The organism is Vibrio tubiashii, from assembly GCF_028551255.1.
In the GTDB taxonomy this organism is placed as follows: domain Bacteria; phylum Pseudomonadota; class Gammaproteobacteria; order Enterobacterales; family Vibrionaceae; genus Vibrio; species Vibrio tubiashii_B.
In genome coordinates, this window is sequence record NZ_CP117029.1 from 2,753,541 (window position 1) to 2,776,341 (window position 22,801).

The window sequence follows — 22,801 nt, forward strand, 5'->3', positions numbered from 1 at the left end:
AAAAAGCCTGACTGAACACTTATCAATCAGGCTTTGATTTACACCCATTTTACACTCAACTTAACCAAGTGTTATCCACAAAATCCTGTGTATAACTAGTCATCTGAGTCGAAGAAATAAGAAATTCGCGAGCGCGGGTTTAAGTACTCTCTCACTTTATCTGGCAACTTGGTCGGTAGAATGGCATTAACTATCTTTATATCTTTCTCTGCCAAGTCGATAATCGGGGCTTGTGTTCTAGGAACTGACGGATCATAGATCAGTACATTAGGGTGAAGGATGTTTTGCGCATTTACTGAAATCACCAAACCAACCATATCATTCGATAACTGGACCACCGTTCCTGGCGGATAGATTCCCATAAACTTGATTAAGAGACTCAGGTTCTCATTGTTATAATGATGCTTACAGTTCTTATATAAGTGGGAAAGCGCAACATATGGAATCTTTTGCTCTGAAGGGATATTGCTATGACACAAATTATCATAAGCATTAGCCACAGAGACAATTTGAGTCAGTTCATCTATTTGTTCTTCTTTAAGACCTTCAGGATAACCTGACCCATCGTTTAGCTCATGGTGCTGAGCAATCACGGTTCTGGCACTCTCGGGAAAGCTATCCATATTAGCCGCGATTTCCAAACCATACTTGGTATGTAACTTAAGATAGTTTTTCTCAGGTTCCGTTAAAGGTGTCGGCTTACGTAATATTGCAGTGGGTACTTTTACTTTCCCCATGTCATGAAATAGAGAGGCAAAGGCTACCTCTTTAATCTGGTCCGCACTTAACTGCTTTGCCTTCGCGATCATCATTGCAACGACAGATACATTGAGAGAATGGAAATAGATGTCTTCAAACTCGCTCTTGCCATTCATAAGATGAAGCGTGACGTTATCATCACTCAACAGTTTATCGACTATATCGTTGACTAACTGGCTTGCTTCATCAACGGCTTGTTCAGGACGGTTACGAATCTTGTTCATCACCGCTCGCATTCTCGATAGAGAACGCTCAAACTCTTTTTCACAATTTATGACACGTCTACGATAAGCGCTGAGCTTTTCAATTCTATCTTGCTTTTCTTTCCACAGTTTTTGCGCCTCAAGATCGATTTCTTCATGCAGAACCAGCTCTACCCCCTCACTCACTTGTTCTTCAGCCACAGGCAGTGGCTGAGTATCACTCTGAGAAGGGTTAATAAAGACGTGTTTAATCCCCAAATGGCGAATCATGCGAATCTGGTCTTCGTCTTTTATCTTGAAACTATTAAATAAGAAGGGATGCTCATTCCATTTGACCGGAAGTCGAATATGCAACCCTGGCTGTAATCTATCTACTGTTATCTTGATGCTGGCCACGATCTATATACAACTTATCTTTTACTAACCAATTTATAATTTTAGATGATTGAAAACCTGAATTCATCACGAATAAATGTTAATGAGAGATCAATAACGCGTCAGTTTGTGTCTTTTTGTTACCTGACTAGGTCACAGTTAAGTATCCAACGAACTCCAAATTTATCTTCAACTTTGCCAAAGCGAGCTCCCCAGGGCGCATCGGCTAGTGGCATCATGATGTGTCCACCGTGGGACAACTTGTCAAAAACACGCGCCTGCTCGTCAAGGTCGCTCATCACAATAGCGAGCGCGATATTATTCCCACTACGCTCTTGAGCTAATATTCCGTCAGAGAGCATCAACTTCATGCCAAACGCTTCAAATTCCGCATGCATTACCCAGTTAGGGTCTGCTCCTTCTATTTGTTGAGGAGCATCTTTAAATAACTGCTTAGTAACTACGACACCAGCAAAGCACTTGTGGTAAAAATCGAGCGCTTCTTCACAACGACCAGCAAAAAATAAGTAAGGGGTAAGTTGGTACATTCTCTATCTCCATGTTGTTACTTTAAAGATAGACAAACTTTTTCTAACTAGCAGAAAATTTTAGCTTTTTCAGTAAAAGCCGTTACTCAATGCCAAGAAATCAAATCCCGAACCTTTTAGCCACAAACGTAAAAAAGACCGTACATTGACGGCCTTCATTAGAGATTTACTGGGCTTAGCCTATTTACCTAAATATAAATCTAATTATTGCAGTTTAAATTTACGAACGATTGCTGATAACTGTTGATTACTTTGTGCTAAATCGACAGTGCTTGCCATCGTTTGAGAACTATTTGACGTCAGTTCATCAACCATCCCTTGGATTGTGGTCATATTTCGGCTTACTTCTTCAGTGACAGAGTTTTGCTGTTCAGCAGCTGTTGCGATCTCTAAGCCTAAATCATTGATACGTACAATTGAGCTCACCATCAAGTCTAGGCTTTCATTCACGTTTTCTGTGGTTTCAGCAGTTTTGTGGCATCGTTGCTTGGTTTCATCCATCGCTTTAACAACCGTTCTAGTCCCTTCATTAAGGTTGGCAAGCATGTTATTGATCTCAGATGTGCTTTGCTGAGTTCTGGCCGCCAGTGCTCTTACTTCATCAGCAACCACTGCAAATCCACGTCCTTGCTCACCTGCTCTTGCCGCTTCAATGGCAGCATTGAGCGCTAATAAGTTAGTCTGATCCGCGATTTCACCAATAACAGTAAGTACAGAGCCAATCTTCTGAGAGTCTTCGTTCATTGATTGAATACTGTTAGCCATGGCCTCAACTTCTTCAATCAAATCCGCCACGCTGCGCACTGCACTTGCAACCACCAGCTTTGACTGCTCGGCTTCGTCGTTAGTCACTTTGGTAAATTCCGCTGTCTGCGAAGCACTTTGCGCCACGCTTTCCGCAGTCGAACTCATCTCGTTCATTGCAGTGACAACTTGAGTCGTTTCCATCGCATGGGAAGTCAGGACTTGATCATTACTTTCTGTCTGAGCATTCAGCAATTCAATATTGTCAGATATATGTTTAGAAGATTGAGACACTTCTATCATCATTGTTTGAAGGTTGCCTATGAAAGTATTCACAGCCTGAGCGATCTGACCCAAGTCATCTTGAGTATTCACATCTAAGCGACGAGTTAAATCTCCGTTGCCTTGTGAGAGATCTAATACGGTACTTTTCAGAGCGAGTATTGGTCTATATGCGTAGCTTAGGATGGCAAAGAAAATGACGAAAGAAACGACCAATAAAGTCAGAGCAGTATAGAGGGATGTTTTAAGTGCCTCATCAACTTCTGCATAAGCAATAGACTTGTTAACACCAACTAGTAGGTGCCAACTAACTCCATCATCTAGTGGCAGAGTCTGGAAGAAGGCAACTTTTTCGACACCACCTAAGCTGTAATCCATCATACCTGAACTTTGTGACAACAAAGCATCAGTTAAAGGATTGAGGTCAGAGAAATCATACAACTGAGTTTCACCTGGTACATCGACTTCACCATTCGATGCGATGGTAAGACTCGTCTGATCATACAATCCCATCATTGCCCCTGGGAATGGTGCCTTCCTTACTAGCTCATCAAGCAAACCTAATTCAATATCAGCTAACAGGACTCCTTTCAATTGACCTTGTGAGTAAAAAGGTTCAGCGACGCTCACCATTAAGCTCTTCGTTAAGGCATCACTATAAATGTCGGTAACAATTGTCGAACCTTTCTGCTTGGCCTTTTTGTACCAGTCACGAACCCTTGGATCATATTTTGTAAGATCCCTTTTACCACTGTTATTACCGTAGGAACGTCCATCTTCATAGCCAACTAGTATGTCAGATGCTGGAGATGTATTAGCAATCTGCCTAATCATCAACAGAATCTGGGCATCATTGTAATCGGGAACAAAGTCAGGTGCGTTCGACACCAAGCCAGATTTAATGGTATCTATCCAAGTCAAAATTGTGTCACTGGTCGTGCTAATTTTTAGCATCGAGTACTCATTCACTCGTTCATGGATGGACGAAGAGATTTGTCGATAAGAGAGGAAGCTGGATACTGTCAAAGACACCGTCAGTAATAGTATAACGACGGCAATGATTCTTCCTTTAAAGCTATGCAGAACATTCATATCATTTACCACTGTTTTATAAATGAGACGAATGTAACACCATGATTAAGTAATGCTCGCTATTTGCATTCAACTTTTAATATTGATCACACTATTAACAAACCTAACAACATACTGATAAGTTATTGTAAATATTGATTATTAAGCACTAGATAGTGTGGGAGTTTGAATTTTTGGCCCCGTAGATTGCAATGAGCCTGAATACTCCATCAATAGTGGGAATGTCACCCCTATATTTGACAGACCAGCAGAGCGGTAAAAAGCTTGTTTTGTTTCGGTATTTCGTTAGTTGGACTAGAGTTAAATAGGCTAGCCCTTTGGAATTAGCTAGTTTGCGAAAGAGCCGAAGAAAATTATAAAGCTCTCAAGAAGTCGGTCGAAGGAAAGTAGATTCAGCAACGATAGTTCAACAAGGGTGCTTGAACAACGCTGCTCAGTAGATATAAGCCCCAAAACGACGAAAGCCCTGCTAAAGCAGAGCTTTCTAAATATGGTACCGGTGGGCGGACTTGAACCGCCACGCCCGAAGGCAACGGATTTTGAATCCGTCGTGTATACCAATTTCACCACACCGGCATCTTAGGACTTTGTCCTTTGATGCTTCGCATTATACGTATGCATTTAAGCTCTGCAAGGAGAAAAACCTTAGATAACCGTTGTTTGCTGATAATTTCGCCACGTTTCTGCGATTTTTGTCTTGTTCGTTGAGTTTGTAGGTGTTTTGAGGCGTCTCTTTAGGACAGCAATATGACCGAAGGTAAGTGTTATTGAGCTTCTGTAAAAGGAGAAAAGCTCAGTAACCTTAAGTATGATTCTCACAAGAGGCGTAACTCATGAGATTGTTGAATGCCCAACTATTTGTTTTTAGTTTGCTCTACTCTACTTTCATTTCCGCTACCACGATAACCCTTGCTTATTCCGACATCGAGTCTTATCCGTATCAACTTGGTAACGGCAACTATACTCCAGAGCCTCCTGGTTTATCTTTAGATATCCTCAATCAAGTCGCCGCGCAATTAAACATAAAGATAAAGTACTTTCGATTACCAGGGAAAAGAGTACTAGAGTACATCGAGAGCGGTGAAGTCGATGGTGGATTTATATTTTCCTACAACCCGACTAGAGCCCAATACGCACAATACCCGATGAAAGGCGCACTTCCAGATGGTGAAAAGCGTATCGCAACACTGGGATACTATTTTTATAAGCTCAAAGGACAACCTCTTGAGTGGGACGGTGCAAATTTCTCAAAACTTGAAAACAATTTCATCGCGGCACATCTTGGATTTTCAATCACGAGTAAACTAAAACAAAATAATATCAAAGTGCATGAAGCAAAAACCACAGAGCAGCTTTTTGCGATGCTCAGATCACGTAGAATAGAAGCCATTGCAATCCAAAACACCATCGCTCAAGAATACCTTAGAGATAAACCATGGTCTGATGAAATCGAACAAGTTCTTCCCGCGATTACGACTAAAGATTACTTCCTTATTTTTAACCAGAGTTTTGCTAATTCTAGTCCGGACTTAGTGAATCAAATATGGCTAGTCATCAGTGAAATCAGAGATAAAGTGGTATCAGAGAAAAATGACAAATACTGATGTTATGATGATTATCCATTGCTCTCACTTCACGAATTGAAAAGTCTGTGGGCAAACTCTCTTTTCAGCGCTTTAGGGACACTATATTCTGTCGGCTTATTTTGTTTTAAGTAAGTGAGAGTTATGTCTGCAACAGAGGCATTGCCACCAGCAGGGCTTTTTCGCCGCCTTGGTGCGCTGTTATATGATGGATTAATTATCATTGCCGTAGAAATGATGGCGGCGGGTGTTGTCGTCGCAATTTTACATGCATTGATGGCAGTGGGACTATTTGGCCTTGGTGGTTTTGAGGATGTCAGTGATTTCCTAACTAATCATCCAATTTGGAGCCCTGTTTATACTGCTTACTTAGCCTTTGTTTGGATCTACTTCTTTGTCTTTTTCTGGACTCGCGCAGGCCAAACGTTGGGGATGCGAGCATGGAAACTGCACATGCGCAGTAATGATGGTTCTCCGGTGACTGTGACTCAGGCGCTGATTCGCATTGGCACTTCCGGTTTTGGCCTAGCGAATTTAACTGTACCAATCGACCCTAAAAAACGCGGTTTTCACGATATTTGGGCCAAAACCCAAGTCGTCGTACTACCAAAAGCCAACTAGCGTCTGGTTAAGTACATACAAAAAGGGAAAGCTAAACGCTTTCCCTTTCGCTTTAAATCGATCGCTAGTCTATTTTAAGCTCTTTTAGCATCTCTTCAGGCAGCGCTAGCTCATCATTTCTGTTAACTGAAACTCCGGCAGCAAGAATAGCTTCAGCAATCTGTTTCGCTTCATCTAGCGAGTGCATAGCCGCCGTACCACATTGGTACTCATTCAGCTCTGGGATTTTGTTCTGGCTTTCAACTTTTAACACATCTTGCATTGCAGATAGCCAAGCATCGGCAACTTGCTGCTCTTGCGGCGTACCAATCAGGCTCATGTAAAAACCTGTACGACAGCCCATTGGAGAAATATCGATAATTTCTACAGCATCACCATTCAAGTGATTACGCATAAAGCCCGCGTAAAGGTGCTCTAGAGTGTGAATACCTCTTTCTGACAGGATATCTTTATTTGGTGCGGTAAAGCGTAGATCAAACACCGTAATGGTGTCACCTTTTGGTGTCGTCATGGTCTTTGCCACACGAACGGCAGGTGCATTCATACGTGTGTGGTCTACGGTAAAACTATCTAGTAACGGCATTATACTTCTCCATGTTTACTGCTCTTAAAAGAACCAGCTTCTGTTATCTTCTAATTCTTGTCGGCACTGCTTAAGCTGCCAACCATAATCCTTTGCTTGCTGCTCCACTTTACGAGCAACTTTCACCAATGAGGGCTTACTTTGGTAGCTTTTTCTTTTAAAGCCTCCCCGCCCTTCATGATAAGCGAGATACTGATTGTAAGCATCCCACTTAGATACGCCCAACTGCTTTTGGGTGGCATCCGTATACCAACCAACGAACATCATTGCGTCTGAAAAATCGGTTCTCGAACCACCATGATTGGTCGCCTTCTGAAAATCTTCCCATGCAGGGTCTTGAGCCTGCGCATAACCATAAGCACTGCTCACACGGCCCCAAGGAATGATGCCTAGAATATAGTCTTTCGGCGGTCTGGCATCATGGCGATAGCTGCTTTCTTGCTTGATAAACGCCATGGCGACCTGAATAGGGGTTCCCCACTCTTCTTGCATGTCTAGCGCATCATCATACCAATCTGGTTTTTCACGAAATATTTCGCACAGGTTGGTCTGATTTTTTGGTGGCGCAGTGGCACAACCACCTAACACCACCAAACTAAGGATGACAACTAACGTCCTTATCACTTTGCTACCTTAAGCTTTTAAGTAAGCGAAATACTCTTCGAGGAACTCATCAAAGCTCTGTTTGTCTGCCGCTTCTACTTCTGTCTGGGCAACACGAGAACGCTCTACTTCTTGCTCCATCTCAGACTCACTATAGAGACGATACTGATGCCCTAGATGCTGCTGACGGTACTCTTTACCAAATTCACAGCCAACTTTACCTAAACCACCAAAGCGCTTGGTATCTTCAAGTAACTGACCAGAAATAGTTTGCTCTGGATTATCAATCCACGAAAGCAGTTTATAACAAACCGCCTGATATTCGTTACCACCATTCGCCGCATCCATTTTCTCAGCGATTTGGGCCAACTCCACAAACACACGTTTTGCCCAATCTTGTAGCGTTAGAATCTCACCTTTACAACCGATTTGCAGCTCTAAGCCATGTTTACGGCCTTCTACGATCACTTTATTCCAGTTCTCGCGCCAGCAAGCCTGTTCGCAGTGATCCATCGGCTCTGATTCTGTTAACGCTGCCCATGTTAAAAATAGATCTAAGAAGCGAACTTGATCCTCATTGATACCAATTGAGCTATATGGGTTTACATCAAGAGAGCGAACTTCGATATATTCCACACCACCACGAGCTAACGCTTCTGATGGTTTTTCGCCTGACTTAGCCACACGCTTAGGACGAATTGGTGCATAAAGCTCATTTTCGATCTGGAGTACATTGCTATTAAGCTGACGATACTCACCTTCAACCTTAACGCCGATTTCCGCAAACTCTGGCGACGGGGTACGAATCGCTTTGTTCAACCCTTCCAAATATTCGTCGAGGCTATTGAAGCCAATCTTGAGGGCACTTTGCGCACTGTTGGTGTAACCCAGATCGCTCAAGCGTAATGAGGTCGCATGAGGTAGGTACAGCGTGCCGCCAATACTTTCAAATGGTAATTTGGTTTCACGCCCTTGAATAAATGAACCACACAGAGCCGGAGAAGCGCCAAAGAAGTAAGGAATTAACCAGCCGAAACGGTAGTAGTTTCGGATCAGACCGAAATAAGCCTCAGACTTGCTATCTTGTCTGTCTTCATCGCTTTGCTCACCAAACAACTGATCCCAAAAAGACTCAGGGAATGAAAAATTAAAATGAACACCAGAGATAATTTGCATCAAGCTGCCGTAGCGATGCTTGAGACCTTCTCGATACAGGGTTTTCATTTTTCCAGAGTTAGAAGAACCGTACTGCGCTAGATTGATGTCATCTTCACTGCCAACGTAACAAGGCATAGAAAGTGGCCACATTTTCTCTTCACCCAATTTAGTTTGAGTAAAGTGATGAATGTCCTCTAGCTGAGCAGTTAGGGTGGAAATGTTGCTTGATACAGGCGTAATAAACTCCAGCAGCGACTCAGAAAAGTCAGTGGTGATCCAGTTATTGGCGTAAGCCGAGCCTAGCTCCACCGGATGAGGGGTTGTTGCGAGGTGACCATCTTGGTGGTATCGCAGCGTCTCACGCTCCACACCACGTCCAAAACTCTTAAATACTTCTTGGTTTTGTGCAACTCGCTCCAGTCGCGCAGCAAATTCAGTCAAAATGAGGTTCGCTTATATCTGTAGTTCGGTTGTGATACCAAACTGGCTAAACAAATTATAAAGGGTGACCAAAATCACCCTTTAGCTATGCACTATGTTATGTGTACTCTAGCGGATGATTTCAAGCTCTTCTATCGGAATCTGTAAACTTTCTAGCTGAGGCTTTAACGTTTTCGCATCACCAACGACAATAATCTGGTACTCATCAGGGGCAAACCATTTGCTTGCTAGCCCATCTAAGGTCTTCTTATTAACGGTTTCTACGATCTCGTTTCTCTGCTTTAGGTAATCTTCATCTAAGCTGTACGCCAGAATACTATTAAGTAGTCCTGTTTTCTGTGAAGGCGTTTCATACTTTAACGCATCTTGTTGACCGACTGCTAAGCGCAAAAATTTCATTTCATCATCGGTCATGCCATTTTTACTGTACTCTTCGAGCTCTTTTTGCATTTCGACAATTGAGGGCACCGTTGAGTCTGCACGAACTTGCGCTGAGAAAATTATCGCACCGACTTCTCGGTTTGCTGCGAGATAACCGCTTGCACCATAAGTGTAGCCTTTATCTTCACGCAAATTCTGGTTAATACGACTATTGAAGTTACCCGCCAAGTTGAAGTTAGCTAACTGAGTTAAATACACTTCGCCTGTCGCATCAAACGGTAACCCTTGACGAACCATACGTACCACACTTTGCGGAGCGCTCGGCTTATCGATGAGATAGATCTTCTGCTGATCGAGTGGTTTCACCAATTGCGGTCTTAACAAGGGAGCAAATTCACCTTGCCAGTTGTCGATAAAGGCCAGCTCTTTTTTCACTTGGCGCTTATTGATGTCGCCGACCACCACAATTTGCGCACCTTGTGGCGTGTAATGCTGTTTATAGAATTCTTTAACATCATCTAAGGTTAAGCTAGATACAGAAGCTTCTGTACCATCATTGGAACGTTGATAAATCGAACCAGCGAAAAGGACTTGTCGCGTCGCCTGAGAAGCCATCCAACTTGGTTTTTGATGCTGATAAACCAAACCTTCTAACATCTGTTTCTTCAAGCGGTCAAAGTCCTCTTGACGGAAAGCCGGTTTGAATAACACTTCCTCGACTATCTTTAGCGTTTCGGTAAGGTTCTTTTCCAGACTTGAAACAGAAATGCCAGTGGTATAGTTACCCGCATCAATCGAAACTGTACTACCTAAGGTATCTAACCGAGCTTGCAGCTCTTCCAAGCTAGAGTCGAGTGTCGCCTCTTGCATCATTGCAGCAGTTAGATTCGCCAGCCCTTCTTTCCCTTTCACCACATAACGCTCTCCGGCAGGGAAGCTAATATCCAATTGAACGGTTGGCGTTTCGGAGCTGACCGTACCAAGTAGCTCAGCGCCATTGTCGAAGTAAAGGTGATACAACTCTGGCATTTGAGCTTTCACCCCTTGAGCGACTTCAGGCATCACTGAGCGGTCAAAGGTATCTGTCGCACGACGATAAGCTAACTGCTCTTCGGTCACTTTTTGATACTCTGGTAGAGTTCTCGGTGGCGTAACAAAGGTAGCCGGTTTAGCCGCTAATTCAGTTTTTCCACGCGGAACGACACTGAGTGCCACTTTATGGTGACCGTTAACATAAGTTTTGTATGCTGCCATGACAGACTCTGGTGTCACCGCTCGGATTTGCTCTAGTTGGGTTTGAATCCGATCAGGCGTATCGAAGAAGGTTTCGTTGGAAGCAAGTTGAGTTACCTTGCCACGAACGCTTTGCAGTGCAAATACTGCGTTAGCTTCCGCCATACCGGTAATCTGCTCTAATCGTGCATCATCGACACCTTTCGCTTCAAATTCATTTAAGGTCTGCATCAACTCGTTATAAAGCGGCTTGAGCGCTCCTTTTTCTCCAGATGGTGCCATCGCATATACATAGAAAGTACAAGCCAGCTCTGCACAATCTTGGAAAGCCCCAGCATCTACAGCTTTTTGGGTCTTTACTAGCTTTTGATAAAGCAGACTGTTTGCCCCACTACCTAACACGTTAGCCAAAGCATTGATTGACGCCTGCTCTTCAGCCCCGTTGTATTTGGTTGGCCAACCAATCATCAACATCGGTTGTTGAATACGATCTTCTAATGTGATGTAACGATCTTCGCTCAGCTTGGCAGGCTGCTTAGGTGCGCGCTCAACTTCAGGCCCGGCAGGAATAGAACCAAAATATTTGTTTACCCACTCTAAGGTCTGCTCAACGTCAATGTCACCGCCTATGGTCAGTACCGCGTTGTTTGGTCCATACCAACGAAGAAAGAAGGCTTTAAGGTCATTCACATCGACCCTATCGAGATCTTCAACATATCCAATAGTTTGCCAAGAGTATGGGTGGCCTTCTGGATACATGGCTTCACCCATTCGCTCCCACATCAATCCATAAGGGCGGTTGTCATAGTTCTGTGCACGTTCGTTTTTAACCGTATCGCGCTGAATTTCAAACTTACGTTGTGAGACAGCATCAAGCAAAAAGCCCATTCGATCAGACTCAAGCCAGAGCATTTTCTCTAGCTGATTCGATGGCACAGTTTCAAAGTAGTTAGTGCGATCTCGGTTCGTCGTCCCATTAAGCGTTCCGCCTGCTTCGGTAATGATCTTAAAGTGCTGTTGGTCACCAACATTCTCACTACCTTGGAACATCATGTGCTCAAAAAAGTGAGCAAAGCCTGATTTACCAATCTCTTCACGCGCCGAGCCAACATGATAAGTCACGTCAAGGTGAACAAGTGGATCGGAATTGTCTGGTGATAGGATCACCGTCAGACCATTATCTAGCTGATATTTTGAGTATGGGATTGTTGCCTTACCAGGTTGAGCAGGTACTTCTTCAACGAGAGTAACGCCTTGTGGCAATGAAGATAAAAATGAAACAGAAGAGAGGTTGTTGGAGCTACAACCATAAAGTGCGACAAGAGAAATAGCACCAAGCCAAATCTTTCTCATGACATCCCCTTAGAAAAATCCGTAAAAAATTGCTGCAAGTAATGAGTATCGCAGCGCTTTGCCAATCAATATAAGCCAGAAACATGGCCAAAAGTGCATTCGAAGCCAACCTGCGGCTAAACATAAAGGGTCACCGATTATCGGTAACCAACTAAAAAGAAGCGACCAATAGCCGTATTTATTGAGCCATAATAAAGCTTTATGACCATGTTTTTCATTTTGAGTTCGGTTTGGTAACCATAAACCTAACCAAAAGTTGGTCAAGCCACCGAGCGTATTACCTAAAGTAGCGACAAGAATGATTAGGGGAGTTGAAAACTGATTGAGACTTAATGTGGCAATCAAGCCAGCTTCTGAACCACCAGGCAATAAAGTGGCACTGAGGAAGCCGCTTAAAAACAGAACCCACAGTGCCGAGTCAGAAAACCAAAGTGCGAAAGATTCAAAAGCGCTGTTAAACGCTTCTAGCATTGCATATCAAGTAAAACCTTGCCTCTCGTGTGCCCTGTTTCGATCTGTTTATGCGCTTCGACCACTTCAATCATTGGATAAACCTGTTGGATCTCTGTTTTCACTAAGCCAACGCTGACCATATACAATAAGGCATCGAGTTGCTCTGGGTTTGGATCAACCAGCATACCTGTTGCTTCAAAGCCAAGTAGTTTCGCTTTCTCACAGATAAGCTCGGCGGTAAGTGTTGGAACTGTCACGACTTTAGCACCATCTTTTAGGCATTTCAGTGCATCAAGCGCTGCATCACCACCAACCAGATCGATCAATACATCGGCTTCCTCTACACGCTCTGAAACAGGTGCAAATTGGTAGTTGACGGCATGGGCACCTAATGTCGCCATATAATCTAAGTTAGCTTCACTACAGGTGGTAAACACCTCCGCTTTTGCCGCCACAGCGACTTGGATCGCAATATGACCAACGCCACCTGCCCCAGCTAAAATCAGTACTCGATCCCCCTCATGTACACCTGCCTTATCCAAGGCTTGAACCGCTGTTTGACCAGCCAAAGGTAAAGCTGCCGCCGCTTCTAAAGTGACAGAATCAGGCACTAGGCTAAGTGCGCTCTCAGGCACACAAATATATTGGCTATAGCCACCACCAGTAAGAGGAAAGCCAACAAAACCCGCGACATTATCACCCACGGAGAATCGCTCACTGTTTTCGCCCAAAGAGGCTATTTGACCAGAGATGTCATAACCCGGAACCCAAGGCAAGTTATCTTTGTTTTCAGACGCGGCCCAGCCTAGCCCAGCTCGTGTTTTCACGTCGATAGGGTTTACGCCAGAAAAATGTACTTTAACCAGTACTTCACCTGCTTGTGGCTTTGGGATCGGTGAGGTCTGAGTAACGAGAACGTCTGGGTCACCAAATTGAGAGATTGCGATTTGTTTGTTTTCCATTTCTTCATTTCCCTATCGGTACAAAAAAGGAATGCGAAAGCATCCCTTTGAATATATACCATTTATTGGCAGCAAGTTAACCACTTGCTCTCAAATTAACCAATTACTAACGCTAAAGGCGATTAACCAACCAGTGCTAGCAGGATACCCGCGGCAACAGCAGAACCAAGTACACCTGCTACGTTAGGGCCCATTGCGTGCATCAGTAGGAAGTTTTGCGGGTTGGAATCCAAGCCGACTTTATTCACCACTCGCGCCGCCATTGGTACCGCAGAGACCCCCGCTGCACCAATAAGAGGGTTAATATCCTCTTTAGAGAACTTGTTCAGTAGCTTAGCCATAAGTACACCGCCAGCAGTACCAATACTGAACGCTACCGCACCTAAAGCCAAAATACCTAACGTCTCGACGTTAAGGAACTCTTCTGCTTGAAGTTTAGAACCAACACCTAGACCAAGGAAGATGGTTACGATATTGATCAACTCGTTCTGCGCTGTTTTTGATAAACGATCGACCACACCAGCTTCACGCATCAAGTTACCAAGACAGAACATACCAACCAGAGGAGTTGCCGCTGGCAAGAACAGAATCGTCATCAGCAATACCGCGAGTGGGAACAGAATCTTCTCAGCTTTACCCACGTGACGCAGCTGCGCCATCTGAATCTTACGCTCTTCTGGAGATGTTAACGCCTTCATAATTGGTGGCTGGATGATTGGCACCAATGCCATGTAGCTGTATGCAGCAACAGCTATCGCACCCAAAAGATCCGGTGACAATTGGCTCGCCAAGAAGATAGCAGTTGGTCCGTCTGCACCACCAATGATGGCGATTGAAGCCGCATCTGGCATGCTAAACTCCATGCCCGGCACATAGTTAAGCAAGATCGCACCGAATAGGGTGGCGAAAATACCAAACTGCGCTGCGGCACCTAACCAAAGCGTTTTTGGGTTAGCGATCAAAGCACCGAAATCGGTCATTGCACCTACACCCATAAAGATCAATAGCGGGAAGATCCCTGACTCGATCCCCACGTAGTAGACGTAGTAAAGCAAGCCGCCTTCATCGGTAAAACCCGCATTAGGAATATTGGCTAAAATAGCACCAAAACCAATGGGCAGCAGAAGTAGTGGCTCGAAGCCTTTACGAATAGCCAAAAACAGCAGAGCACAACCAACCAAGATCATACAGATCTGGCCAAACTCAAAGTTAGCGATGCCTGTTTCTGACCATAAGATCATTAATCCTTCCATGGTACTCCCTTACGCTAAGCTCAGTAGCGGAGCGCCAACGGTCACAGAGTCACCCTCTTTGACATGCAGATCTTGAATGATACCACCACGCGCTGCGCGCACTTCCGTTTCCATCTTCATCGCTTCAAGGATCAGTAACACGTCTCCTTCAGCCACTTGCGCACCACTTTGGACATGGACCTTAAAGATGTTACCGGCAAGAGGAGCAGGCACCGTTTCCGAGTTACCCGTTGGCGCAGCTGCAGGCGCTGCCGCTTGTTGCGGAGCTGCGGCTGAAGGAGCAACCGAAGTTAACTGACCCTGTGGGCCAACTTCAACATCGTAGACCTGACCATCAACTTTAACGCTGTAAGTTTCGATGCCACCTTGAGCAGGCTGAGCTTGAGGAGCAGCAGGCGATTCTTCTAGCCATGGCGCTGGTTCAAAGGCTTCTGGGTTACGGCGGTTCTTAAGGAATTTCAGACCTACTTGTGGGAAGAGCGCGTAGGTCAACACGTCATCAACCGTGTCTTCTGCGAGAGAGATGCCATCTTGTTTCGCTTTAGTCAGCAGCTCTTCAGTCAACGAGTTCATCTCTGACTCAAGCAAATCAGCCGGGCGACAAGTAATCGGCTCTGCGCCTTCCAGTACTTTGGCTTGCAGCTCTGCATTCACTTCTGCTGGCGCTGCACCGTACTCACCTTTCAGCAAACCCGCAGTTTCTTTGGTAATGCTCTTATAGCGTTCACCCGTCAGTACGTTGATCACCGCTTGGGTACCGACGATTTGAGAGGTTGGAGTCACGAGCGGAATATAGCCAAGATCCTGACGTACGCGTGGGATCTCTTCGAGAACTTCATCGAGCTTATCAGCTGCGCCCTGCTCTTTGAGCTGACCTTCCATATTGGTCAACATGCCACCTGGCACTTGAGCAATCAGGATACGAGAGTCAACACCCTTAAGTTGACCTTCAAACTTGGCATACTTCTTACGAACATCACGGAAGTAAGCAGCAATCGGCTCGATTTGATCGAGCTTAAGGTTGGTGTCACGCTCAGTGCCTTGCAGCATAGCGACCACTGTCTCTGTTGGTGTATGACCATAAGTACAGCTCATTGATGAGATAGCGGTATCAAGGATATCGACTCCAGCTTCTACCGCTTTTACAGCAGTCGCTGTTGATAGACCCGTTGTTGCATGACAATGAAGCGCTAAAGGAATATCAGTAGAAGATTTGATGCGAGTAATTAACTCTTCCGCTTCATATGGCTTAAGCAACCCTGACATATCTTTGATACACAATGAGTGACAGCCAAGGTCTTCAAGACGTTTAGCAAGATCCACCCAAGTATCTGTATTGTGTACTGGGCTAGTAGTATAAGAAAGCGTACCTTGAGCATGCGCGCCGACATCGACCGCTGCTTTTACTGCCTTCTCAAAGTTGCGCACGTCGTTCATCGCATCGAAGATACGGAAGACATCCATACCATTGGCATGGGCGCGTTCAACAAATTTTTCGACCACATCATCTGCGTAGTGGCGGTAACCCAGTAAGTTCTGGCCGCGCAGCAGCATTTGCATTGGTGTATTTGGCATCGCTTTTTTCAATGCACGCAAACGCTCCCAAGGGTCTTCCCCTAAGAATCGAATACAGGCATCAAACGTCGCACCGCCCCATGTTTCTAGAGACCAGTAACCGACTTTATCCAGTTCCTCTGCGATAGGTAACATATCCTCTAGACGCATACGAGTCGCAAACAGCGATTGATGGGCGTCACGAAGGACCACGTCCGTTAAAGCTAGTGGTTTAGACATGCTCATTAACTCCTTTTAATCCTGTCAAATGCTACTTAGCGGTAGAGGTACGATACTGATGTACCGCTGCGGAGATCGCCGCAACTACCTTCGGGCTAACAGCAGAAGATGGTGATTGAACTTTGTTATTTTGAATAGGTGTCACGATCGGCTCAGGTACTTCTTGTGGTACCAGTTTTGACATCAACCGAACGAGATAGACGAGAATAGTGAGGAATATAAATACTACAGCCATCCCTGTAAGCATCAGGGTTGCAGCATCTAATAGCAGGCTTCCAATATTATCCATTTTTGCATCCTTTCTTTGTCATCCTGACAACAGCATTAGGTATATCGCTAAAAACATCGTGTTTTATCATCGCTCAACGCTAAATTTAGCCAGCATCTTGCTAGCACTCTTGTTGCCAGAACATGCAGTAAAATCCTGACAAGAGGTCTAGGATTATCTCGATTGGTTAAACTTTGTCAATTTTGTTTAAGGTGCTATTGAGGATATTGCACAAATCTAGGGAATTATTCGTCACACAAATCACATAAATCTGCAATACATCTTCATATAAGCATAAATAACTGCGTGTTTTATGACGTTATGCCAAAACATGGTGCATTACTGCGATAGGCTTAAAAGAAATAGGAAAAGAGTCGTAGAAACAATAACTTGTAAATTCATTGTTTCAATAATGTTGCAAGAGTGTTAACAAAAAAGCCCTGCTATTTCTAGCAGGGCTTTAAAATAAGTGGCGCGTCCTGGAGGATTCGAACCTCCGACCGCCTGGTTCGTAGCCAGGTACTCTATCCAGCTGAGCTAAGGACGCACAGTTTTGATATCAACTCAAGGTCAATATCAGGATGACTTTGATAAAAAGAAACCCTAAAGAGTGGCGCGTCCTGGAGGATTCGAACCTCCGACCGCCTGGTTCGTAGCCAGGTACTCTATCCAGCTGAGCTAAGGACGCGCAGTTTTGATATCGACTCTAGATCAATATCAGGATGACTTTGATAAAAAGAAACCCTAAAGAGTGGCGCGTCCTGGAGGATTCGAACCTCCGACCGCCTGGTTCGTAGCCAGGTACTCTATCCAGCTGAGCTAAGGACGCGCAGTTTTGATATCAACTCTAGGTCAATATCAGGATGACTTTGATAAAAAGAAACCCTAAAGAGTGGCGCGTCCTGGAGGATTCGAACCTCCGACCGCCTGGTTCGTAGCCAGGTACTCTATCCAGCTGAGCTAAGGACGCGCAGTTTTGATATCGACTCTAGGTCAATATCAGGATTGCTTTGGTAAAAAGAAACCCTAAAGAGTGGCGCGTCCTGGAGGATTCGAACCTCCGACCGCCTGGTTCGTAGCCAGGTACTCTATCCAGCTGAGCTAAGGACGCGCAATGTTCTCTAAAACAAGAGATGTGAAGTATATCACACTAGTTCTTTGAAACAACAGGGCTTTAAAACAAAAAAATTGGCCATAAGCCAATTAATGGCGGTGAGGGAGGGATTCGAACCCTCGATACGGCTACAAACCGTATACTCCCTTAGCAGGGGAGCGCCTTCAGCCTCTCGGCCACCTCACCGTTTTATTCCCTGGTAAGGAAATTATGGCGCGTCCTGGAGGATTCGAACCTCCGACCGCCTGGTTCGTAGCCAGGTACTCTATCCAGCTGAGCTAAGGACGCGCTATGCTTTCTTGCTAAAGAAAGTTGTTTTAAAGCTGTTCCGAAGAACAATTCTTCCGAGGAAGAAGCAAGAATGGCGGTGAGGGAGGGATTCGAACCCTCGATACGGCTACAAACCGTATACTCCCTTAGCAGGGGAGCGCCTTCAGCCTCTCGGCCACCTCACCGTCTTGCGGAGGCACATATTACGATTTACCAAAAATATGTCAAACATTTTCTTGGCAAAAATAGCAAAAAGTCATTCAACCGTTGGCTATTTAATCAAAGCGATGTTAATTCGCTCTTTTTCCTATGTTTAGTTGCCTTTGTCGCACAAAAAAGGCTGACAAAATGTCAGCCTCTTCGTGTAATTAGTAGTTGCCTGATGCAACGTTACCATTACCTTTTTCTGCCTGAATGCGCATGTAGATTTCTTCACGGTGAACAGACACTTCTTTCGGTGCATTTACACCGATACGTACTTGGTTACCTTTAACACCTAGTACAGTTACTGTTACTTCATCACCGATCATGAGAGTTTCGCCAACGCGGCGAGTTAAAATTAGCATTCTGTGCTCCTTGAGTAATCTCTGATTTATCTTGCTACGCGGCTATTATCCAACAAAAGTTATATTTTCGTAAACTCTATTGTGGCTCGAATCTAGCCTAAAAAGGCATGTTTTTGTCGGCAGTCGACTGCCTCCGCAGAAGTTATGTAAGCATCATGCAGTATGTTAGCCGCTTTGTCGACACATTCTGGTAACAGGACAAGCATCAAAGATTGTGGATTGACTGTGTAGTGCTCAACCTTAATCCCCTGCTCCGTCAACAACGCGTAAGATCTTTCAACCAGTCCTTCGACATGTAGACCAACTGCTGTTAGTAAGCTTACTGACTCACTATTACGGATTTTGTCACCGAAAACCAGTTCCAGTTTTGCATAAGCGTCGTGTTTTATCACTACACCTATCCATTCTGCATGCTCGATCACATTCCAAATTGTGACGCCTAACATCTGACACTGCTTTTTCATACTAGCTAAGGCATCTTTTTCAATTCTGATCAAACACATATCGCGTTGAATGGCGACGCCACACACCGCAGACTGGCACTCTTCACCTTTGACCAAGCTGCCAGCGTTGACATCGAATGTTGATAATACCCGCAAAGGTACATTGTGTTTCCATGCATACTGGACTGAAGGTAGATGCAGAACTTTAGCCCCTTTACGAGCCATCTCCTCCATCGAAGGGAAATCGATGACATCTAATTTTTGAGCATTGGCGACCACGCGCGGATCGCAAGTATAAATACCGTCAACGTCAGTAAAAATCTGGCACTCATCCGCTTCAAGCGCTCCAGCAAGTGTTACCGCACTGGTATCTGAGCCACCTCGACCAAGAGTTGTGATATCCCCGTTATCATTAACACCTTGAAAACCGGCGACGATTACAACTTGGTCCTGTTCAAGGAGTTGAGTTATCGCGGTCGTGTCAATTTGTTTAATCGTTGCGTCATTGTGCTGATTGTCAGTCACAATACACGCTTGTGCTCCGGTAAGTGAACGTGCTGCATAGCCTAGTTTATTTAGAGCCATTGCAAGCAGTGCCATCGACACCTGTTCACCAGCAGAGAGCAAAACATCAAGTTCTCTCGCGGTAGGCACACTGTCTACCTGTTTAGCCAAGTCCATCAATCTGTTTGTTTCACCAGACATTGCCGATACGACTACGACAACTTGATTACCATCATTTTTCGCCTTTATGATGTGTTCAGCGACCTTATGAATTCTTTCTATTGAACCCACAGAAGTTCCACCAAACTTTTGCACGATAAGGGGCTTTTTCACCAGTCTTCACCTTCCCAAGACCAAAGTCTCATTCGAACCACACTCAACATGTTGAATATTGCTTGCAGTAGTTATAACAAAAACCAAGTGACTTACTTGATGTTCATAGTGAGCACCAATTAAAGCACTTGGTTGTCAGAAAAAAATTACGCTCAATCAAATAACTGATTGAGCGTAAGAATCGTTTAATTTTTAATTAAAGACGTTCTTCTAGCCATGGCTGAACTGTCTTCATTGCTTCAGGCAGAGCAGCAACGTCCGTACCACCCGCTTGAGCCATATCAGGACGACCGCCACCTTTACCACCAACTTGCTCAGCAACCATCTTCACTAGCTCACCGGCTTTTACTTTGCCGATAAGATCTTTAGTCACACCAGCGATTAAACCAATCTTGTCGCCGTTAACGTTGGCAATCATTACAACGCCGCTGCCCATTTGGTTCTTAGCATTGTCGACCATAGTACGAAGGTTCTTAGGATCCGCTCCTTCCATACCTGCGATAAGTACTTTAACGCCGTTGATCTCTTGAGCTTTCGCCATGATGTTGGCACTTTCAGCTGCTGCCATCTTGTCTTTAAGCTTCTGAATCTCTTTCTCTAGAGATTTTGCTTTCGATGCTGACTCTGCAAGTTTCTCTTCGAACTTAGCTTGTTGAGCTTCGATCGCGTCTAGTGCCGCTTCACCTGTTACAGCTTCGATACGGCGAATACCTGCTGCGATACCACCTTCAGAAGTGATCTTGAATAGGCCAATATCCCCCGTTTTTGATGCGTGGATACCACCACAAAGCTCGGTAGAGAACTCACCCATTGAGAGAACGCGAACCTCATCATCATACTTTTCGCCGAATAGTGCCATTGCACCTTTCTGCTTCGCTGACTCGATGTCCATTACGTTAGTTTCAATAACGTGGTTACGACGAACTTGAGCATTCACTAGGCGCTCAACTTCTTTTAGCTCTGCTGGCGTTACCGCTTCTAGGTGTGAGAAGTCAAAACGTAGGTTTTCAGGTTTAACAAGTGAGCCTTTCTGCGTAACGTGTTCACCAAGTACTGAACGTAGCGCTGCGTGTAATAGGTGAGTCGCAGAGTGGTTAAGAGAAATCGATGCACGACGCTCAGCATCAACAGTCGCTTCTACTTCATCACCCTTCGCTAGAACGCCTTCCGCAAGAACACCGTGGTGCGCAATTGCGTTACCTAACTTCTGAGTATCTTCAACTTTAAACAGACCAGATTCAGTCTTCAGCACACCAGCGTCACCACATTGACCGCCTGACTCAGCGTAGAATGGCGTTTCACCAAGGATGATGATCGCTTTGTCGCCTGCTGATAGAGACTCTACTACTTCACCCTCAACGAAGATTTCAGCAACATTACTCTTACCTTCGGTACCTGTGTAGCCACAGAACTCAGACTCTGCTTCCGTTTTGATTGTTGCGTTGTAGTCAGTACCAAACTGGCCTGCTTCGCGAGCACGTTGACGCTGCTCTTCCATCGCTTTCTCAAAACCCGCTTCGTCAATTGTAAAGTCACGCTCGCGAGCTACATCGTTAGTTAAGTCAGCAGGGAAACCGTAAGTATCGTAAAGCTTGAAGACTGTTTCACCGTCTAGCTCTTTGCCTTCAAGTGCGTCTAGTGCTTCATTAAGAATCACCATGCCGCGCTCTAGTGTGCGACCAAAGTTCTCTTCTTCGATGCGAAGTACTTTCTCAACAAGCTCTTGCTGTTTCTTCAGTTCTTCTGCAGCGCTACCCATCACTTCAGCTAGTACACCAACAAGTTTGTGGAAGAATACGCCTTGCGCACCCAACTTGTTACCGTGACGAACCGCACGACGAATAATGCGACGTAGGACGTAACCACGACCTTCGTTTGAAGGCATAACGCCGTCAGCGATTAGGAATGAACAAGAACGGATGTGGTCAGCAATAACGCGTAGAGACTGGTTTGATAGATCGTCGTGACCGACAACCTCAGCCGTCGCTTTAATTAGCTTTTGGAATACATCGATTTCGTAGTTTGAGTGAACGCCTTGCATGATTGCAGAAATACGCTCAATACCCATACCTGTATCAACAGCAGGCTTAGGTAGTGGCTCCATCGTGCCATCTGCATGACGGTTAAACTGCATGAATACGTTGTTCCAGATCTCGATGAAACGGTCACCGTCTTCTTCTGGAGTACCAGGACGACCGCCCCAGATATGCTCACCGTGATCGTAAAAGATTTCAGTACATGGACCACAAGGACCTGTATCACCCATCGTCCAGAAGTTGTCAGACTCGAACTTCTTACCGCCTTCTTTGTCGCCAATACGCACGATCTTGTCAGCAGGTACGCCTACTTTCTTGTTCCAGATCTCGAATGCTTCGTCATCTGTTTCGTATACCGTAACCAGTAGCTTCTCTTCTGGTAGACCAAGAGTCTTAGTCAGGAACTCCCAAGCAAACGCAATCGCGTCTTCTTTGAAGTAATCACCAAAGCTGAAGTTACCGAGCATTTCGAAGAAAGTGTGGTGACGAGCTGTGAAACCAACGTTCTCTAGGTCGTTGTGTTTACCACCCGCACGTACACAACGCTGAGCCGTAGTTGCTCGTGTGTAGGCACGCTTTTCGGCGCCTAAGAAGCAATCTTTAAATTGGTTCATACCTGCGTTTGTAAATAGCAGGGTTGGATCGTTATGCGGAACCAACGATGAACTGTCTACGATTTGGTGTCCTTTGCTTTCAAAGAACTTAAGGAACGCGTTACGAACCTCATCAGTGCTCATGTACATGCAGCTCTTCCTGAAAATAGTCGAGTTAGAATTTTGCGCTATTGTAGATCATGGTTAAGGCTACGACTAGTTTTCTCGCAGAAAAGAGCAGATTGATGTGTTA

General features: G+C 44.9%; 17 protein-coding genes and 9 tRNA genes. 2 read left to right on the forward strand and 24 right to left on the reverse strand.

Going from position 1 to position 22,801, the window contains the following annotated elements; all coding sequences use genetic code 11:
* Positions 1-95: 95 nt before the first annotated feature.
* From LYZ37_RS12615 to LYZ37_RS12630, 4 genes are all read right to left on the reverse strand, one after another.
* The gene (locus tag LYZ37_RS12615; RefSeq protein WP_272785703.1) at positions 96-1,358 is read right to left on the reverse strand and encodes an HD-GYP domain-containing protein; all 1,263 of its coding nucleotides are present in this window, start codon (positions 1,356-1,358) and stop codon (positions 96-98) included.
* 119 nt (positions 1,359-1,477) lie between these two features.
* Positions 1,478-1,885, reverse strand: a complete 408-nt coding sequence (locus tag LYZ37_RS12620) for a VOC family protein (protein WP_272785704.1) — start codon at positions 1,883-1,885, stop codon at positions 1,478-1,480.
* Positions 1,886-2,089: 204 nt separating this feature from the next.
* The gene (locus LYZ37_RS12625; RefSeq protein WP_272785705.1) at positions 2,090-3,865 is read right to left on the reverse strand and encodes a methyl-accepting chemotaxis protein; all 1,776 of its coding nucleotides are present in this window, start codon (positions 3,863-3,865) and stop codon (positions 2,090-2,092) included.
* A 629-nt stretch (positions 3,866-4,494) separates the two neighbouring features.
* Positions 4,495-4,579 (reverse strand) — tRNA-Leu (locus LYZ37_RS12630).
* A gap of 257 nt (positions 4,580-4,836) precedes the next feature.
* Here LYZ37_RS12630 and LYZ37_RS12635 point away from each other — a divergent pair.
* Positions 4,837-5,607, forward strand: coding sequence for a substrate-binding periplasmic protein (locus tag LYZ37_RS12635; RefSeq protein WP_272785706.1), 771 nt, complete (start codon positions 4,837-4,839; stop codon positions 5,605-5,607).
* Positions 5,608-5,730: 123 nt separating this feature from the next.
* Positions 5,731-6,207: an RDD family protein gene (locus LYZ37_RS12640; protein ID WP_272785707.1), complete on the forward strand. Its 477-nt coding sequence runs from the start codon at positions 5,731-5,733 to the stop codon at positions 6,205-6,207.
* A gap of 64 nt (positions 6,208-6,271) precedes the next feature.
* Here the strand turns inward: LYZ37_RS12640 and luxS are convergent, their stop codons facing one another.
* The 20 genes from luxS to alaS form a co-directional block, all read right to left on the reverse strand.
* Positions 6,272-6,790 carry an S-ribosylhomocysteine lyase gene (luxS, locus tag LYZ37_RS12645; protein ID WP_272785708.1) on the reverse strand — a complete coding sequence of 173 codons (519 nt, stop codon included), beginning with the start codon at positions 6,788-6,790 and terminating at the stop codon, positions 6,272-6,274.
* A gap of 24 nt (positions 6,791-6,814) precedes the next feature.
* Complete coding sequence (locus LYZ37_RS12650) at positions 6,815-7,414, reverse strand: transglycosylase SLT domain-containing protein (protein WP_038197165.1); 600 nt, start codon at positions 7,412-7,414, stop codon at positions 6,815-6,817.
* 9 nt (positions 7,415-7,423) lie between these two features.
* Positions 7,424-8,992, reverse strand: a complete 1,569-nt coding sequence (gene gshA, locus LYZ37_RS12655; RefSeq protein WP_272785709.1) for a glutamate--cysteine ligase — start codon at positions 8,990-8,992, stop codon at positions 7,424-7,426.
* A 108-nt stretch (positions 8,993-9,100) separates the two neighbouring features.
* Entirely contained in the window at positions 9,101-11,959 is a 2,859-nt protein-coding gene (locus tag LYZ37_RS12660) for a M16 family metallopeptidase (protein ID WP_272785710.1), read from the reverse strand.
* 9 nt (positions 11,960-11,968) lie between these two features.
* On the reverse strand, positions 11,969-12,430 hold the full coding sequence (locus tag LYZ37_RS12665; RefSeq protein WP_272785711.1) for a YqaA family protein: 462 nt from the start codon (positions 12,428-12,430) through the stop codon (positions 11,969-11,971).
* A complete protein-coding gene (locus tag LYZ37_RS12670) occupies positions 12,424-13,374 on the reverse strand; it encodes an NADP-dependent oxidoreductase (protein ID WP_272785712.1) in 951 nt (316 codons plus the stop codon). Before LYZ37_RS12670 ends, LYZ37_RS12665 begins: the two co-directional genes overlap by 7 nt.
* Positions 13,375-13,496: 122 nt before the next feature.
* Entirely contained in the window at positions 13,497-14,627 is a 1,131-nt protein-coding gene (locus LYZ37_RS12675; protein WP_069667473.1) for a sodium ion-translocating decarboxylase subunit beta, read from the reverse strand.
* 9 nt (positions 14,628-14,636) lie between these two features.
* A complete protein-coding gene (oadA, locus tag LYZ37_RS12680) occupies positions 14,637-16,421 on the reverse strand; it encodes a sodium-extruding oxaloacetate decarboxylase subunit alpha (protein ID WP_272785713.1) in 1,785 nt (594 codons plus the stop codon).
* Positions 16,422-16,452: 31 nt separating this feature from the next.
* The gene (locus tag LYZ37_RS12685; protein WP_272785714.1) at positions 16,453-16,710 is read right to left on the reverse strand and encodes an oxaloacetate decarboxylase subunit gamma; all 258 of its coding nucleotides are present in this window, start codon (positions 16,708-16,710) and stop codon (positions 16,453-16,455) included.
* Positions 16,711-17,159: 449 nt separating this feature from the next.
* A tRNA-Arg gene (locus LYZ37_RS12690) sits at positions 17,160-17,236 on the reverse strand.
* Positions 17,237-17,300: 64 nt separating this feature from the next.
* Positions 17,301-17,377: transfer RNA gene (locus LYZ37_RS12695), tRNA-Arg, on the reverse strand.
* A gap of 64 nt (positions 17,378-17,441) precedes the next feature.
* Positions 17,442-17,518, reverse strand: a tRNA-Arg gene (locus LYZ37_RS12700).
* Positions 17,519-17,582: 64 nt separating this feature from the next.
* Positions 17,583-17,659: transfer RNA gene (locus LYZ37_RS12705), tRNA-Arg, on the reverse strand.
* A 64-nt stretch (positions 17,660-17,723) separates the two neighbouring features.
* Positions 17,724-17,800 (reverse strand) — tRNA-Arg (locus LYZ37_RS12710).
* Positions 17,801-17,896: 96 nt separating this feature from the next.
* Positions 17,897-17,989 (reverse strand) — tRNA-Ser (locus tag LYZ37_RS12715).
* Positions 17,990-18,014: 25 nt separating this feature from the next.
* Positions 18,015-18,091, reverse strand: a tRNA-Arg gene (locus LYZ37_RS12720).
* Between the two features lie 74 nt (positions 18,092-18,165).
* A tRNA-Ser gene (locus LYZ37_RS12725) sits at positions 18,166-18,258 on the reverse strand.
* Positions 18,259-18,441: 183 nt separating this feature from the next.
* On the reverse strand, positions 18,442-18,639 hold the full coding sequence (gene csrA / locus LYZ37_RS12730; RefSeq protein WP_004415691.1) for a carbon storage regulator CsrA: 198 nt from the start codon (positions 18,637-18,639) through the stop codon (positions 18,442-18,444).
* A gap of 92 nt (positions 18,640-18,731) precedes the next feature.
* Positions 18,732-19,919 carry an aspartate kinase gene (locus LYZ37_RS12735; RefSeq protein WP_272785715.1) on the reverse strand — a complete coding sequence of 396 codons (1,188 nt, stop codon included), beginning with the start codon at positions 19,917-19,919 and terminating at the stop codon, positions 18,732-18,734.
* Positions 19,920-20,115: 196 nt separating this feature from the next.
* A complete protein-coding gene (gene alaS, locus LYZ37_RS12740) occupies positions 20,116-22,698 on the reverse strand; it encodes an alanine--tRNA ligase (protein ID WP_272785716.1) in 2,583 nt (860 codons plus the stop codon).
* Positions 22,699-22,801: the final 103 nt, after the last annotated feature.